General features: G+C 54.9%; 14 protein-coding genes. 11 read left to right on the top strand and 3 right to left on the bottom strand.

Features of this window, described 5'->3' with window-relative positions; translation table 11 throughout:
- Positions 1-174: 174 nt before the first annotated feature.
- Positions 175-1,365 (bottom strand): maltose/maltodextrin ABC transporter substrate-binding protein MalE, encoded by a 1,191-nt coding sequence (malE, locus tag WFN87_RS16780; RefSeq protein ID WP_008455851.1) that lies wholly within the window; start codon positions 1,363-1,365, stop codon positions 175-177.
- Between the two features lie 374 nt (positions 1,366-1,739).
- On the opposite strand from malE, the gene malK reads away from it, so the two are divergent.
- The 5 genes from malK to ubiA all read left to right on the top strand — a co-directional run bounded on the left by malK (position 1,740) and on the right by ubiA (position 6,841).
- Positions 1,740-2,849, top strand: coding sequence for a maltose/maltodextrin ABC transporter ATP-binding protein MalK (malK, locus tag WFN87_RS16775; protein WP_008455848.1), 1,110 nt, complete (start codon positions 1,740-1,742; stop codon positions 2,847-2,849).
- A gap of 42 nt (positions 2,850-2,891) precedes the next feature.
- Entirely contained in the window at positions 2,892-4,214 is a 1,323-nt protein-coding gene (locus tag WFN87_RS16770) for a maltoporin (RefSeq protein ID WP_008455847.1), read from the top strand.
- 99 nt (positions 4,215-4,313) lie between these two features.
- Positions 4,314-5,270 carry a maltose operon protein MalM gene (gene malM / locus WFN87_RS16765; protein WP_336983316.1) on the top strand — a complete coding sequence of 319 codons (957 nt, stop codon included), beginning with the start codon at positions 4,314-4,316 and terminating at the stop codon, positions 5,268-5,270.
- Between the two features lie 189 nt (positions 5,271-5,459).
- Positions 5,460-5,969: a chorismate lyase gene (ubiC, locus tag WFN87_RS16760; protein ID WP_008455844.1), complete on the top strand. Its 510-nt coding sequence runs from the start codon at positions 5,460-5,462 to the stop codon at positions 5,967-5,969.
- Positions 5,969-6,841: a 4-hydroxybenzoate octaprenyltransferase gene (ubiA, locus tag WFN87_RS16755; RefSeq protein WP_008455843.1), complete on the top strand. Its 873-nt coding sequence runs from the start codon at positions 5,969-5,971 to the stop codon at positions 6,839-6,841. The genes ubiC and ubiA overlap by 1 nt, the downstream gene beginning before the upstream one ends.
- Before the next feature lie 60 nt (positions 6,842-6,901).
- Here ubiA and plsB read toward each other — a convergent pair whose 3' ends face one another.
- Positions 6,902-9,331 (bottom strand): glycerol-3-phosphate 1-O-acyltransferase PlsB, encoded by a 2,430-nt coding sequence (plsB, locus tag WFN87_RS16750; protein ID WP_008455842.1) that lies wholly within the window; start codon positions 9,329-9,331, stop codon positions 6,902-6,904.
- 131 nt (positions 9,332-9,462) lie between these two features.
- On the opposite strand from plsB, the gene WFN87_RS16745 reads away from it, so the two are divergent.
- The 4 genes from WFN87_RS16745 (at position 9,463) to WFN87_RS16730 (ending at position 12,406) form a co-directional block, all read left to right on the top strand.
- Positions 9,463-9,831, top strand: a complete 369-nt coding sequence (locus WFN87_RS16745; RefSeq protein WP_008455840.1) for a diacylglycerol kinase — start codon at positions 9,463-9,465, stop codon at positions 9,829-9,831.
- A 109-nt stretch (positions 9,832-9,940) separates the two neighbouring features.
- A complete protein-coding gene (lexA, locus tag WFN87_RS16740) occupies positions 9,941-10,549 on the top strand; it encodes a transcriptional repressor LexA (RefSeq protein WP_008455837.1) in 609 nt (202 codons plus the stop codon).
- A 77-nt stretch (positions 10,550-10,626) separates the two neighbouring features.
- On the top strand, positions 10,627-11,961 hold the full coding sequence (gene dinF / locus WFN87_RS16735; protein ID WP_336983317.1) for an MATE family efflux transporter DinF: 1,335 nt from the start codon (positions 10,627-10,629) through the stop codon (positions 11,959-11,961).
- A 235-nt stretch (positions 11,962-12,196) separates the two neighbouring features.
- On the top strand, positions 12,197-12,406 hold the full coding sequence (locus tag WFN87_RS16730) for a CsbD family protein (protein WP_008455833.1): 210 nt from the start codon (positions 12,197-12,199) through the stop codon (positions 12,404-12,406).
- 75 nt (positions 12,407-12,481) lie between these two features.
- Here the strand turns inward: WFN87_RS16730 and zur are convergent, their stop codons facing one another.
- Positions 12,482-12,994, bottom strand: a complete 513-nt coding sequence (gene zur, locus WFN87_RS16725; RefSeq protein ID WP_008455832.1) for a zinc uptake transcriptional repressor Zur — start codon at positions 12,992-12,994, stop codon at positions 12,482-12,484.
- Positions 12,995-13,089: 95 nt separating this feature from the next.
- Between zur and WFN87_RS16720 the strand changes: the two genes are divergently transcribed.
- Both WFN87_RS16720 and WFN87_RS16715 read left to right on the top strand, forming a co-directional pair.
- Positions 13,090-13,593 (top strand): cupin domain-containing protein, encoded by a 504-nt coding sequence (locus WFN87_RS16720; RefSeq protein ID WP_008455830.1) that lies wholly within the window; start codon positions 13,090-13,092, stop codon positions 13,591-13,593.
- A 170-nt stretch (positions 13,594-13,763) separates the two neighbouring features.
- Positions 13,764-15,071: a conjugal transfer protein TraF gene (locus WFN87_RS16715; RefSeq protein ID WP_336983318.1), complete on the top strand. Its 1,308-nt coding sequence runs from the start codon at positions 13,764-13,766 to the stop codon at positions 15,069-15,071.
- Positions 15,072-15,079: the final 8 nt, after the last annotated feature.

Raw genomic sequence — 15,079 nt, 5'->3', positions numbered from 1 at the left:
TTTCCCCTCACCCTAACCCTCTCCCCAAGGGGGCGAGGGGACAGAAAGGGCCTGTTTTCTCACTCTAGCGGGGGAGCGGGCTCAATCCGAATTCCGTCTCCCCAGTGGGAGAGAATCGGGCTCCGTTCGAATTCCGTCTCCCCAGTGGGAGAGGGCCGGGGTGAGGGGCAAGATTTACTTAGTGATACGTCCCTGAGCATCCTTCAGCGCCGCATCAACGGTCTGGCGGCCGCTAACGGCGTTGATAACCGCGGTGCGTACGGCATACCAGAAGGCAGACATCTGAGGAATATTAGGCATAATCTCGCCCTTCTGGGCGTTATTCATGGTGGCGGCAATACGTGGATCTTTCGCCAACTGCTCCTGGAACGATTTCAGCGCCACGGCACCGAGCGGTTTGTCCTTGTTCACATCCGCCAGACCCTGGTCGGTCAACAGGTAGTTCTCAAGGAACTCTTTCGCCAGTTCTTTATTCGGGCTGGCGGCGTTGATACCGGCGCTCAGGACGCCGACAAACGGTTTAGACGGCTTGCCTTTAAAGGTAGGCAGCAGCGTCACGCCGTAGTTGATTTTGCTCTTGTCGATGTTAGACCAGGCCCACGGGCCGTTGATCGTCATCGCCGTGTCGCCTTTGTTAAACGCGGCTTCGGCAATGGAGTAGTCGGTGTCGGCGTTCATCTGCTTGTTCTTGATCATATCGACCAGGAAGCTCAGGCCGGCTTTCGCCCCCGCGCTGTCTACGCCCACATCTTTCACATCATATTTGCCGTTTTCGAACTTGAAGGCATACCCGCCGTCTGCCGCAATTAGCGGCCAGGTGAAGTACGGTTCCTGTAGGTTGAACATCAGCGCGCTCTTACCTTTGGCCTTCAGCTCTTTATCCAGGGCGGGGATCTCCTCCCAGGTTTTCGGCGGGTTTGGAACCAGGTCTTTGTTATAAATCAGCGACAGCGCCTCTACCGCAATCGGGTAAGCGATGAATTTGCCGTTGTAACGTACGGCGTCCCAGGTAAACGGATAGAGTTTGTCCTGGAAGGCTTTGTCTGGGGTGATTTCGGCCAAAAGGCCGGACTGCGCATAGCCACCGAAGCGGTCGTGAGCCCAGAAGATAATGTCCGGGCCATCGCCGGTTGCCGCCACCTGTGGAAATTTCTCTTCAAGCTTATCAGGATGTTCAATGGTGACTTTAATACCGGTATCTTTCTCAAACTTCTTACCGACTTCGGCCAGGCCGTTGTAGCCCTTATCGCCGTTAATCCAGATGACCAGTTTGCCTTCTTCGATTTTTGCCAGTGCAGAGGCGGAAAGCATCATCGTTGCCAGGGCTGACAAAGCGAGAACGCGGGCGCCGGTTTTCATTTTCATGTTCCCATCCTTTTGAGTGGTGGTGTGCGCTTCATAGGGGAGTGCAGATTCACGGTGCTAAGTCTGCGGAGATGGCAAGCGCTTCTCATCCTCCTTTGCTCTACGCCCCTGGGCAGTTATCTGTGATCTACTTTGCATAACTCAGCGTTATGTGTCCTGGCGCACATAAAAACGCAGCGAAAACTGAAGCCGCGATCACGAAAATCCCTTGTGCCGCCTGCAACCGGTTGCAGATACCACGCTCTCATCCTCCCGTCTCCTCCCCCATAAAAAAGCCATAGGGCGGAGGATTTACCAAATGTAGCTATCCCTCATAGTCGGACACATCTTGAATCACCTGTCCGACGGCAGGCGGCAGTAATGAGGGAGTGGTAATGGCGAGCGTGCAGCTACGGAACGTAACAAAAGCCTGGGGTGACGTGGTGGTGTCGAAAGACATCAATCTCGACATCAATGAGGGAGAGTTTGTGGTTTTTGTCGGGCCATCTGGCTGCGGTAAATCAACGCTGCTGCGAATGATCGCAGGCCTTGAAACCATCACCAGCGGCGAGCTGCTGATTGGTGAAAAACGGATGAATGACACCCCACCCGCCGAGCGTGGCGTGGGCATGGTCTTTCAGTCATACGCCCTCTATCCCCACCTCTCCGTCGCCGAAAACATGTCCTTTGGCCTGAAGCTTGCCGGGGCAAAAAAAGACGAGATCAACCAGCGCGTGAATCAGGTTTCCGAAACCTTACAGCTCGCGCATTTGTTGGAGCGCCGCCCTAAGGCGCTGTCCGGTGGGCAACGTCAGCGCGTCGCGATTGGCCGAACCCTGGTGGCGGAGCCGCGAGTGTTCCTGCTGGATGAGCCGCTTTCCAACCTGGATGCCGCGCTGCGCGTGCAGATGCGCATTGAGATCTCCCGCCTGCACAAGCGCCTGGGCCGCACGATGATTTACGTGACCCACGACCAGATTGAGGCGATGACCCTGGCCGACAAAATCGTCGTGCTGGATGCCGGCCGGATTGCGCAGGTCGGGAAACCGCTAGAACTGTATCACTACCCGGCAGACCGCTTTGTGGCGGGCTTTATCGGGTCGCCAAAAATGAACTTCCTGCCGGTAAAAGTGACCGCGACGGCCATTGATCAGGTGCAGGTGGAATTGCCTAACCGTCAGCATGTCTGGCTGCCGGTGGAAAGCCGCAACGTTCAGGTGGGGGCCAATATGTCACTTGGCATTCGCCCGGAACACCTGCTGCCGAGCGACATTGCTGATGTCACCCTTGAAGGGGAAGTGCAGGTCGTTGAGCAGTTGGGACATGAGACTCAGATTCACATCCAAATCCCCGCCATTCGTCAAAACCTGGTTTACCGCCAGAACGACGTGGTGTTGGTAAAAGAGGGTGCCACATTCGCTATTGGCCTGCCGCCAGAGCGCTGTCATCTGTTCCGAGAAGATGGCACCGCATGTCGTCGGTTGCATCAAGAGCCCGGCGTTTAAGCATTCCCATAAAAAAGAAAAGCAATGATCTCAGGAGATAGAATGATGATTACTCTGCGCAAACTCCCACTGGCGGTCGCCGTGATTGCAGGCATCGTGTCTGCACAGGCCGGCGCCGTTGACTTCAAGGGCTATGCACGTTCTGGTATTGGCTGGACAGGCAGCGGCGGTCAGCAGCAGTGTTTTAAAGCGACAGGTGCCGGTTCTAAATACCGTCTGGGTAACGAATGTGAAACTTATGCTGAAATTGAATTAGGTCAGCAAGTTTGGCAGGAAGGCGAGAAAAGCTTCTACGTTGACACCATGATTGGTTACGCCACTAACCAACTGAACGATGACGAGGACACCAACGGTGGCCCGCGCGTACGTCAGATGAACGTGGTAGGTAAAAACCTGATTGACGCGCTGCCAGGCGCGAATATTTGGGCAGGTAAGCGTTACTACAAACGCCATGACGTCCATATGATCGACTTCTACTACTGGGACGTTTCTGGCCCGGGTGCTGGCCTGGAAGATATTAACCTGGGCTTCGGTAAACTCTCCCTGGCCGCAACCCGTAACGGTGAAGCGGGCGGTTCAGAAGCCTTCATCAACGGCACGACCAAAAAACAAGATCTGGCGAACGATATCTTTGATATCCGTTTAGGCCAAATGGAAGTGAACCCAGGCGGTTCTCTGGAAGTTGGTTTTGATTACGGTCGCGCCAATACCAGCAAGCACTACGATTTCGGCGTCGTGGATCCGACCAAAAATGGTTGGTTGGGGACCGTAGAGCACACCCAGACCTTCCTCGGCACCAGCCTGAACAAATTTGTGGTGCAGTACGGCACTAACGCGATGGCGCAAACCAACGGTACCGGACGCCCAAATACCTTCCAAAACAACGACGGTAAAATGCTGCGCGTGATTGACCACGGGGCGATCGACTTCAACGATACCTGGGGCCTGATGTACGTGGGTATGTACCAGGATATCAACCGTGATGATAAGAACGGTACCCAGTGGTGGACCGTGGGCGTTCGTCCTATGTACAAATGGACGCCAATCATGAGCACCTTGCTGGAAGTGGGTTACGACAACGTGAAGTCTCAGCTGACAGACAAATCCAACAACCAGTACAAAATTACCCTGGCACAGCAGTGGCAGGCGGGGAACAGCATCTGGTCTCGTCCGGCTATCCGTGTCTTTGCAACCTACGCCAAGTGGGATGAGAAATGGGGCTATTCCTCCAGTGATTCCAACGACGCTAACTACGTAGCTGGCACGCCATCCGGCATTGCTTTCAGCGATACCAGCGCCCGTACTTTCAGCCGCGGCAACGACAGCGAAGTCACCTTCGGTGCTCAGATGGAAGTCTGGTGGTAAGTTAACCCGCCGCGCGGGTGCTTAGCGCCCGCCGGTTTCACATGCCTGACCCGTCTCTTTTTTGCCTGAAGGAGACGGGTTCGCTTCGAGGATAAAACAATGAAAAAACATCTTCTCGCGCTTTGCCTGCTTCCCGTTCTGGGCTTATCGTCCGTGCCGGCTGCTTTTGCTGCCAACACGGCGATTAACCCACAGAATGTCTCTACCGCACCGTCTATTCCTACGGAAAAATTACAAAGTCTGCCGTGGATTCCGTTGATGCCACCTGTTAGCCAGGACGTGGTGCTGACCACTTCTTCGGCCAGCCTTAACGTCGGGGAACTCACCGGGAGCGTGGCGGCATTTGTGCTGCCAGCCGATCAGGGATCACTGGAAATCACGCTGACCAGCCTGGTAAAAGACCTGAGCGTTTATGCGCCAAACGTACTTATTCTCGACGGGCAGATGCAGCCTTCTGCTTTCTTCCCGAGCAGTTACTTCCAGTACCAGAAACCGGGCATGACCTCCGGCAACCGTCTGGAAAACGTCATGAAGTTGACTCCGATGATGGGGCAAAAACAGATCTACATGCTGGTGTACACCACGAAACACGATCTGACGGAAACGACCCGCATGATCAACCCGGCGAAGCTTTATGCTGAAGGGGCAAGCAACGCCATTCCTGATGTGGCCGATCCGATTGCTAGCCACAGTGGGCAAGGTACCCTGACGGTGAAGCTGAAAACCGAACAAAACAGCGGCAACATCATGATCGGTAAGATCTTTGGTGGATCCGATACCAAACCTGTTGTGGTCGGTAACGTAGCGCCACCGACGGCCTACTCTGCACCTGCCGCTGCACCAGCACCAGCACCAGTGGCAGCGCCAGCTCCGGCGCCTGCCGCGAAAAGCGAGCCAATGCTCAATGATACGGAAAGCTATTTTAACCGCGCCATTAAACAGGCGGTGGATAAAGGCGACATTGATAAAGCCCTGAAACTGCTGAATGAAGCCGAGCGTCTGGGTTCCACCTCCGCCCGTAAAACTTTTATCAGCAGTGTAAAAGGCAAGGGGTAACCATTTCCCCACGTTGCTGATGCTTGAAGTATTGGTGCGCTCAGGCGCACCTTTTTTTCTGTAGCCTAAAAACTTTAAGTTGCTGTTGCTCAATTGTTGCGGTATTTGCCGCGTGTGTTGCCATTGTCTGCCCGCACAGAGATGTTCTGCGTTACAATGCCATCAGGTTATGTATCGGAGAGTATTCCCATGTCCGACGCGCTGTCGCCGTTGCGCGCCCTGAATTTCTACACGGAGGTCCCGCAAGGGCTTAGCTCCGCTTATCTCGACTGGTTATTGCTGGAAGATTCGATGACTAAACGCTTCGAACAGCACTGCCAAAAAGTCACCGTCCGCATCGTGCGCGAAGGTTTTGTCCCTGCTGGCAATGATTTGCCCGAAGCCGATTTATTACCTGCCTCTGCGCGTTACTGGCTGCGGGAAATTATCCTCTGCGGGGATGATGAACCCTGGCTGCTGGGGCGCACCGTGGTGCCTGAAAGCACGCTTGATGGCCCTGAGCTGGCTTTGCAAAAGCTAGGCGATACGCCGCTCGGGCGCTACCTTTTTAGTTCATCAACCCTGACGCGTGACTATATTGAGATTGGCCGCAGCGCCGAACTGTGGGGACGTCGTTCCCGACTGAGACTTTCCGGTAAGCCTTTGTTGCTGACCGAACTGTTCCTGCCGGCATCTCCGCTGTACGAAGAGGAAAAATAATGGAGTGGAGTCTTAAGCAGGGAAAACTGCTGGCTTATCACCGGTTAATGCGTACCGATAAGCCCATTGGCGCTTTGTTGCTGCTATGGCCCACGCTGTGGGCGCTGTGGGTGGCCACCCCGGGCTTACCCTCGCTGCTGAATCTGGTTGTTTTTATCGCTGGCGTCTGGCTGATGCGCGCCGCGGGCTGCGTGGTGAACGATTATGCCGACCGTAAATTTGATGGTCACGTAAAGCGTACCGCGCAGCGCCCGCTGCCCAGTGGCGCAGTTTCTGAGAAAGAAGCGAAGGCGCTGTTCGCGGTGCTGGTGGGCCTGGCTTTCCTGCTGGTGCTGACGCTCAACACCATGACGATCTTGCTGTCCGTGGCCGGCCTGGCGCTGGCATGGGTGTATCCGTTTATGAAGCGCTATACCCATTTGCCTCAGGTGGTGCTGGGTGCGGCTTTTGGCTGGTCCATTCCTATGGCATTTGCCGCCGCCAGCGAATCGGTGCCGTTAAGCTGCTGGCTGATGTTCCTCGCTAACATTTGCTGGACTGTGGCGTACGACACGCAGTATGCGATGGTCGACCGCGACGACGACCTGAAGATTGGCATTAAGTCGACGGCGATCCTGTTTGGCCGCAACGATAAGCTGATCATCGGCCTGCTGCAAATCGCCACCATGCTGTTGATGGGCGTTGTGGGCTGGCTCAATGGGCTGGGTGGCACGTTCTACTGGTCAATTTTGCTGGCGGGCGGGCTGTTTGTGCACCAGCAGAAGCTGATCGCCAAACGCGAGCGCGAAGGCTGCTTTAAAGCGTTTATGAACAATAACTATGTCGGGCTGGTGCTGTTCCTGGGCCTGGCGTTGAGCTACCTGCATTTCTGAGTCAGTCTTCAGGTAATAAAAAAGGCGGGTTAATCACCCGCCTTTTTCGTTTCTGCTGAATTAAGAAACCGCGTCCTGGGAAGCGGAGCTCTCAATCGTCAGACGTACGTCCGAGGTCACAAGATCGGCCAGCATCTGGTAAACCTTGATGGTTTCGGTCGCGTCTGCATCACCGGTATCGCTGATATAGCCTTCATCGCGCAGGGTAAGCACCAGCGAGGTAAAGACCGCTTTATCAAAGAATTCCGGGGCGTTAATGCCGTGCAGAACGGACAGTCGCTGCGCCACCGTGCGGCTTTCGCGTTCCAGCGTTCCGCGGTTGATCGACGGGTTGGCGCTCAACTGCCAGAAGGTGATGGCATACCGCTGGATTGTCTCGCGCACGCCCGCCGCCAGAAGCTGCAGAGTGCGTGAACGGTGAGGGTTGATCTGCACTTCGTCACCGACAACCATGACCAGATCCTGACGCTCCATCTCCGCGATCAGCGCATCAATTTCTCTGCCCAGCTCGCTTTTTTCCCAACGCAGGAACAGCTCGGCTTTCAGCATCGGGTAAACAACTTCTATCTGACGCAGCAGCTCTGCGCGCGAGATGTGGCGATGCTGAGTGATGATGGACGCCATCAGCGACGGCAGCACCAGCATGTGCATGATGTTGTTGCGGTAATAGGTCATCAGCACGGCCTGCTCGCGCGGCAGAATGATGATGTCACCGATGGTGTCTTTCTCCACCTCGAACTTGTTCATCTGCAGCGCGTGGTCGATCAGCGCGTCAGCGGAAACCGTTGGTGCGGTGGCATCCGGAGAATACGGCACGTTACGCAGCAGGTTCAGGTAGCAGTCGAGCTGTTCGGTAAGCTGTTCACGGGTCAGCGAACGCTGGCGTGAAGCAAGCAGCGCGGTACAGCACAGGTTCATGGCGTTAGCGGCCCCTGCGTTGTTGATACGCACCATGATATCGGCAGCGATATCATTCACCGTTGGCGTCAGCCAGGCCGGGCGAATTGCTTCTATCGGATCGATAGAGTCTTTCCATTCCGGAACATGCTGGTTCAGGTAGGTCATCAGCGGCAGCGGTTCGCCGAAGTTAACGTAACCCTGGCCGAGGTTGCGCAGCTTACTCAGGCCGCGCACCATCTGCATGAAGCTCTCTTTTTCTTTGGTCGCACCGCGTAACTCTTTCGCGTAAGTGCCCACTTCCATGACGTGCTCGTACCCGATGTAAATCGGCACCAGAGTGATCGGGCGGGTGCCGCCACGTAGCATGGCCTGAATGGTCATCGACAGCGTGCCAGTCTTAGGATCCAGCAAACGGCCGGTACGGGAGCGGCCACCCTCGACAAAGTATTCAACGGAATAGCCGCGGCTGAACAGCTCGCCCAGATATTCGCGGAATACCGTGGAGTAAAGCTTGTTGCCCTTGAAGGTACGGCGAATAAAGAACGCGCCCAGGCGGCGGAAAATCGGGCCGGCTGGCCAGAAGTTCAGGTTGATCCCGGCGGCAATGTGCGGCGGAACCAGCCCCTGGTGATAAAGCACGTAGGAAAGCAGCAAATAGTCCATGTGGCTGCGGTGGCAGGGCACATAGACGATTTCGTGGCCATCATGGGCAAGCTGACGCACGCGTTCGGCGTTATGCACGTTAATGCCTTGATAGAGGCGGTTCCAGGTTAAACCTAAAACGCGGTCCGTCAGACGTACGGCTTCGTAGGAGAAGTTCGCGGCAATCTCTTCCATCAGCGCGACGGCATTTTGCTGCGCTTTTTCGTGGGAGATTTTCTTGCTGCGGGCTTCATCTTCTACCGCGCGGGCAATCGCTTTTGACGCCAGCAGCTTGTTGAAGAGATCCTGGCGGACCGGCAGGCGCGGGCCAACGGCGGCCAGGCGCTGGCGGGCAAAGTGAGTGCGCGCCACGCGAGCCAATTTTTGGGCAATAATCTTGTCCGTGCCGTGTTCGGTTGCCATGCGGCGAAGCGAAACCGGCGGCGAGAAACGCACGAAGCTATCGCGACCCAGCCAGGAAACCGCAAAGAATTTCTGGACGCCGTTCAGCGTGCGTAAAGGCGGGTTGATTTCCCCTTTTTCGCGCCCTGGCGAGCGGCCGAACATCACGGAAACCGGCACCATCTGTACATCGAGATCGGGATTGCTGCGGTGCAGATCCAGATAATCGTGGAACAGTTTTACCGACTCTTCTTTTGGCGTGTAATAGGTGAAGACGCGCGGCCCGCCGTGGATAAACACGTAGCGCGGCAGCAGTACGCCGTCAATTTCCAGAGGTTCCAGCGGGTCGGGCAGATCGTGATCCAGACATTGGGCACGCAGCGTCAGTAAGTCTGCCTTAGAATTGTAGGGCAGGACGTACATGATGGGGCGTGAAGGGTCCAGACCGAGTTCGGTTTGGGGATCCGCCGGGATAGACTTGCTCTTTACCAGAACGCTTAATGGTAAATTCAGTAATTTGTAGTAAATTCTTGGCCAGCCTGACATAAATGATGTAAAGCCTCAGGTTAATAATGCAAATGCGCCGCAAGGATATCAGAAACTCTGGGGAATTTCTGTGGCGCTGCGATTTAGACTCAGTGAGCATTGACGCTCAATATTTAAAAAGGTTTCCTTGAATGGCGAATAATACCACCGGCATCACCCGCATTATTAAGGCTGCAGGCTACTCGTGGAAGGGGTTGCGTGCGGCCTGGATCAACGAAGCCGCCTTTCGTCAGGAGGGCGTAGCGGCGGTTATCGCTATCATCATCGCCTGCTGGCTGGACGTGGACCCCATCACGCGTATTTTACTGATTGGCTCGGTTGTTTTGGTGATGATTGTCGAAATCCTCAACAGCGCCATTGAAGCGCTGGTTGACCGTGTCGGCACCGAGTACCACGAGCTTTCAGGGCGAGCCAAAGATATGGGTTCCGCCGCCGTATTGATAGCGATTATCCTTGCGGTTGCAACCTGGGCCACCTTGCTTTGGTCACATTTGCGATAGCGCTTCCAGAACAGTTTAAGTCGCTGGTTTTTTGCTTAATTTGTGGTTTCAAAATCGCCCGGGGCTGTATATACTCACAGCATAACTGTATAAACACCCAGGGGGCGGAATGAAAGCACTAACTACCAGGCAGCAAGAGGTGTTTGATCTCATTCGGGATCATATCAACCAGACCGGCATGCCACCTACGCGCGCCGAAATTGCACAACGTCTGGGGTTCCGTTCTCCAAACGCCGCGGAAGAGCATCTAAAAGCGCTGGCACGTAAAGGTGCCATCGAGATTGTTTCTGGTGCATCACGCGGCATTCGTCTGCTGGTTGAAGAAGAAAATGGCCTGCCGCTGGTGGGCCGTGTTGCCGCCGGTGAGCCGCTGCTGGCGCAACAGCACATCGAAGGCCACTACCAGGTTGACCCTTCTCTGTTCAAGCCGAATGCCGATTTCCTGCTGCGCGTCAGCGGCATGTCGATGAAAGATATCGGCATCATGGACGGTGATTTATTAGCCGTTCACAAAACCCAGGACGTGCGTAATGGCCAGGTCGTTGTCGCGCGTATCGACGATGAAGTGACCGTAAAACGCCTGAAAAAGCAGGGCAATACCGTGCACCTGCTGCCGGAAAACAGCGAATTCCAGCCTATTGTGGTCGATCTTCGCGAGCAGAATTTTAGCATTGAAGGCCTGGCCGTCGGGGTGATCCGCAACGGTGAATGGCTGTAACACCTCTTCCGGTGGTGCGGTAACTCTGCCGTGCCACCTGCCTTAAACACCTCTCTTTTTTCCTCTGGATCATTCCCATGCGATTCTTTTCGTCAACGGATGGTGCGCTGTGGCGGCTTGCGCTGCCGATGATTTTTTCCAATATCACCGTTCCGTTACTGGGCCTGGTCGATACGGCGGTCATTGGCCATCTTGATAGCCCGACCTATCTTGGCGGGGTGGCTATCGGCGCCACGGCGACCAGTTTCCTCTTTATGCTGCTGCTTTTTCTGCGCATGAGCACCACCGGGTTAACGGCACAGGCGTTTGGTGCGAACGATCCACAGCGGCTGGCGCGCGCACTGGTTCAACCCCTGATGCTGGCGATGATAGCCGGGCTGGCTATCGTGGTCCTGCGTTATCCACTGATCAACCTTGCGCTGCACGTTGTTGGCGGCAATGACGAGGTGTTGGATCAGGCAAGGCGGTTCCTGGAGATCCGCTGGCTTAGCGCCCCGGCCTCACTGGCTAACCTCGTGCTGTTAGGCTGGTTGTTGGGCGTTCAGTATGCGCGGGCGCCGGTCATCCTGTTGGTCGTCGGCAATTTGATTAATATCGTGCTCGACCTCTGGCTGGTGATGGGGCTGCACATGAACGTGCAGGGGGCGGCGCTGGCCACGGCGGTGTCCGAATATGCGACGTTTATCATCGGCCTGGTGATGGTGCGGAAGGTACTGAAGCTGCGGGGCATCAGTTGGGCTCGTCTCAAAACGGCCTGGCAAGGGGACTTACGCAAGCTGCTGGCCCTCAACCGCGATATCATGCTGCGTTCGCTGCTGCTGCAAATTTGCTTTGCTTCAATCACCATTTTGGGTGCGCGTCTCGGCAGCGAAATTGTTGCCGTTAACGCCGTGCTGATGACGCTGTTGACCTTTACCGCCTATGCGCTGGACGGTTTTGCTTACGCCGTAGAAGCCCATTCAGGGCAGGCTTACGGGGCGCGTAACCGTGGGCAGTTGCTCGAAGTTTGGGGGGCTGCGTGCAGGCAGGCGGGGCTGGTTGCGATAGCATTTGCCGCTATTTATGCTTTTGCTGGGGAGCAAATTGTCGCGCTGCTTACCTCCCTGCCGGAGCTTTGTGTTCTGGCAAATCATTACCTTGCCTGGCAGGTTGTTTTGCCGGTCGTGGGCGTTTGGTGTTACCTGCTGGACGGTATGTTTATCGGCGCGACGCGGGGTGCCGAAATGCGTAACAGCATGGCGGTTGCGGCGCTGGGCTTTGGCGTGACGATGTTTACGCTGCCTTTGTGGGGTAACCACGCCCTGTGGCTGTCTCTGGCGGTGTTTCTGGCCTTGCGTGGCCTGTCGCTGGGCGTCATCTGGCGGCGCCACTGGCGTAATAACACCTGGTTCGCTACATCGGGCGGCCATTGATCGAACCTCCTGGCCTTCGTTAACCCTGCTCCTGTCGTGCTGATTTCTCGTTTCTAAGACGAGGAATCAGCGTTCCATCGCTTTTAATAATGGTTAAAGATTCTGAGTTTTAAATATAACTCGGAATCCTTGTCTACAATTACCTTTACATCCAGCAGACAGTGGATGTGTTCCAGAAAGTCAGCATCCTTCAGCCCGGATGCGAAAATCTAAACCGAACGATGAGGAGATGATGATGAATAAGGACGAAATCGGCGGTAACTGGAAGCAGTTCAAAGGTACGATCAAAGAGAAATGGGGTAAGCTGACCGATGACGATATGACCGTCATCGAAGGGAAGCGTGACCAGCTGGTGGGTAAAATCCAGGAACGCTATGGCTACGCCAAAGACCAGGCAGAGAAAGAAGTGAAGGACTGGGAGTCCGGGAGCAATTACCGCTGGTAATCTGGCGGACCCTCAAATGTGCTAATCAGTAAGTAAGACCAATCCTGCCCGGGTACAGGGATGTACCACTCCCTCTTAACGCTTTTTCTTCGGCTGCACTGAATGATCGTGATCGCAGGCGCCGTGGTGGCTACAGGCTTCAACTTCCGAGCAATCAGCGCACAATCCGTGGGCTTCAATCACGTTATGGCGCAGAGCAAACCCCATTTTGGACGCCAGTTTCTGCATAATATCTTCCACACCCTGAGCGGCCTGCTCTTTCACGGCCCCACATCTGTCGCAGATAAACATGGCGGAAGAGTGGGTTGGATGATCGATAAAATTACACAGCACGTAACTGTTGTTGGATTCCACGCGGTGCACAAAACCCTGCTCCAGCAGAAAATCCAGCGCGCGATAAACCGTTGGAGGCTTAGCCTGTGGCTCGCTAACGCGCAGAAGATCCAGCAGATCATAAGCGCTGATGGCCCCGGTTTGCTCGGCCATCAGGCGCAAAACCTCGAGACGCTGTGGCGTCAGGCGTACATTGCGTTGCAGGCAGAGCTTTTCAGCCTGAGCTAACACGTTTTGCGAAGTTGTGGTATCCATCAGCCTCTCCCGGTCATTGACGCAATACTTTACCATAATGCGGATAAAACGCCGAATCCTGGTACATACTGACCCTATCTACCCAGGAGGAAGTGATGCAAAAACCTGATTGTATTCGTCACTGGCGCGAGCTGGAAGGCGAGGATGACGCAACTTACCCGGACAGCGCGGAGCTGTTTTCTATTGGCGCTCCTCTGGCCCGTAATTTCGGTTTAACCCGCCTTGGGATTCACCATGAGCGTATTCCTCCGGGCCGCAGAACCTCTTATCCCCACGCGGAAAGCAGCGAAGAAGAGTTTGCGTATGTGCTCGAAGGGCACCCCGAAGTGTGGATCAACGGTCATCTTTGGGCGCTCGAGCCGGGCGATAGCGTGGGATTTCCTGCCGGAACCGGCATTTGCCATACCTTTATTAATAATACCGAACAGGATGTGCGGCTATTAGTCGTAGGTGAAGCGAATAAAGCCGAAAATAAAATTTATTACCCGCTAAATCAGTCTTATGCCGTGCAGCGGCAGGACCGTTGGATAGATCATCCGCCTCAATTCTTTGGCCCGCACAACGGTCTTCCTTCACGAAAGCCGAAGGGTAAACTATAAATTAATTAGCATGGAACAATAAGACGTTAACCCTAAGGATATATCTGGGATCCTGATGGTTCAAATATCCATCTTTTTATCGCGCTATTCACAGCAATAGTCTGCCTCTGTTCAGTCATAACTGTCAGGGGCGAATTACTTCATCTGACAATCAGACAGGCGTGCTGTGAATGAATAAAATAAAATCTTCGGTGGCGACACTCGCCGCAACCTTCTTTATTGCCCATCAGGCCGGGGCAGCAGGGACCTGGTCCGAAGCGCGAAACGATGCGATGGGGGGCACCGGCGTGGCTTCGGCTAATTATGGCAGCGGCGTATTAATCAACCCGGCGCTATTAGCCCGGTCCAAACCAGACGACAATATTACCGTTATTTTACCGTCTGTCGGGGCGCAAATAACGGATAAAGACAACCTTCAGGATCGCATCGACGGCATCAGCGACAAAGTTGATAACTATAAACAATCTATTGGGTCGTTGACGCTGCGGGATATTCTTTTTAATCCGAACGGAACGTTAAATCAGTTTCGCAGCGCAGCAGGAGATTTAGCAGGGGAACTCGAAGATTTGCGGGGCGATACGGCAAGGGCCAAAGCCGCCGCGGGGATTGCGGTTAGCATCCCAAATGACACTCTCTCCGTGGCTTTCGTCACTAAAGCTTACGCCCGAGCGAAAGTCAGCTCTGATATCGATCAGAACGACATCAATTACCTGCGAAGTATCCAAAACTCCAGCGCGGTAGCGGGAGAGGTGGCGTTTGATGCGCTGCAAAATGGTTCCGGTCAGATTACCCGTAACCTGAACTCGACCGCTTCCGGTCGCGCGGCCATTGTTTCTGATTATGGGATTGCTCTTGCCCACAAGTTTGACGTTAGCGGCGTGCCGGTGTCAGTTGGCGTCACGCCTAAGCTGCAGAAGACTTGGTTGTATAACTACACCACGTCCATTTACGACTATCGCAGCGGCGACTGGAAGAACAGTCAGTACCGCAACGATGACACTGGATTCAACCTTGACGCAGGCGTGGCGGCCGATTTTGGCGAGAACTGGACAGTCGGCCTGAGCGGCCAGAACCTGGTGTCCCGCGATATCGACACGAAAGATATTCGCATCACTAACGGACGTACCGGCGAAGTACGGAACTACAAAGATACCTGGCAAATCAGCCCGCTGGTGACCGCCGGGGTAGCCTGGCATAACGAGCTGGTGACCCTGAGCGCGGACGGCGATCTGACCGAAACCAAAGGCTTTAAAAGTGAAGCCAACTCTCAGTATGTGGGTGTTGGCGCTGAGGTGAGGCCGCTTTCCTGGCTGGCGTTGCGTGCCGGCTATCGTGCGGATGTGAAAAGCAATGACAGCAACGTCTTTACCGGCGGGGTGGGGTTCGCGGCAGGCAAACACGTCAATATCGATTTGATGGGCCTGTACGGCGAAGACCAAACCTGGGGCGCGGGGGCGCAGTTGAGCGTGGCCTTCTGATGCTGAAT

The sequence above is a fragment of the Cedecea sp. AS113 genome (assembly GCF_037152415.1).
Classification (GTDB): domain Bacteria; phylum Pseudomonadota; class Gammaproteobacteria; order Enterobacterales; family Enterobacteriaceae; genus Cedecea.
The sequence above is the reverse complement of the archived record's forward strand: the minus strand, read 5'-3'. Positions and strand labels throughout refer to the sequence as shown.

Excerpts from the sequence above, each read along its gene's own strand:
- malE (WP_008455851.1), bottom strand. The coding sequence starts at position 1,365 with ATGAAAATGAAAACCGGCGCCCGCGTTCTCGCTTTGTCAGCCCTGGCA.
- malK (WP_008455848.1), top strand. The coding sequence starts at position 1,740 with ATGGCGAGCGTGCAGCTACGGAACGTAACAAAAGCCTGGGGTGACGTG.
- WFN87_RS16770 (WP_008455847.1), top strand. The coding sequence starts at position 2,892 with ATGATGATTACTCTGCGCAAACTCCCACTGGCGGTCGCCGTGATTGCA.
- malM (WP_336983316.1), top strand. The coding sequence starts at position 4,314 with ATGAAAAAACATCTTCTCGCGCTTTGCCTGCTTCCCGTTCTGGGCTTA.
- ubiC (WP_008455844.1), top strand. The coding sequence starts at position 5,460 with ATGTCCGACGCGCTGTCGCCGTTGCGCGCCCTGAATTTCTACACGGAG.
- ubiA (WP_008455843.1), top strand. The coding sequence starts at position 5,969 with ATGGAGTGGAGTCTTAAGCAGGGAAAACTGCTGGCTTATCACCGGTTA.
- plsB (WP_008455842.1), bottom strand. The coding sequence starts at position 9,331 with ATGTCAGGCTGGCCAAGAATTTACTACAAATTACTGAATTTACCATTA.
- WFN87_RS16745 (WP_008455840.1), top strand. The coding sequence starts at position 9,463 with ATGGCGAATAATACCACCGGCATCACCCGCATTATTAAGGCTGCAGGC.
- lexA (WP_008455837.1), top strand. The coding sequence starts at position 9,941 with ATGAAAGCACTAACTACCAGGCAGCAAGAGGTGTTTGATCTCATTCGG.
- dinF (WP_336983317.1), top strand. The coding sequence starts at position 10,627 with ATGCGATTCTTTTCGTCAACGGATGGTGCGCTGTGGCGGCTTGCGCTG.
- WFN87_RS16730 (WP_008455833.1), top strand. The coding sequence starts at position 12,197 with ATGAATAAGGACGAAATCGGCGGTAACTGGAAGCAGTTCAAAGGTACG.
- zur (WP_008455832.1), bottom strand. The coding sequence starts at position 12,994 with ATGGATACCACAACTTCGCAAAACGTGTTAGCTCAGGCTGAAAAGCTC.
- WFN87_RS16720 (WP_008455830.1), top strand. The coding sequence starts at position 13,090 with ATGCAAAAACCTGATTGTATTCGTCACTGGCGCGAGCTGGAAGGCGAG.
- WFN87_RS16715 (WP_336983318.1), top strand. The coding sequence starts at position 13,764 with ATGAATAAAATAAAATCTTCGGTGGCGACACTCGCCGCAACCTTCTTT.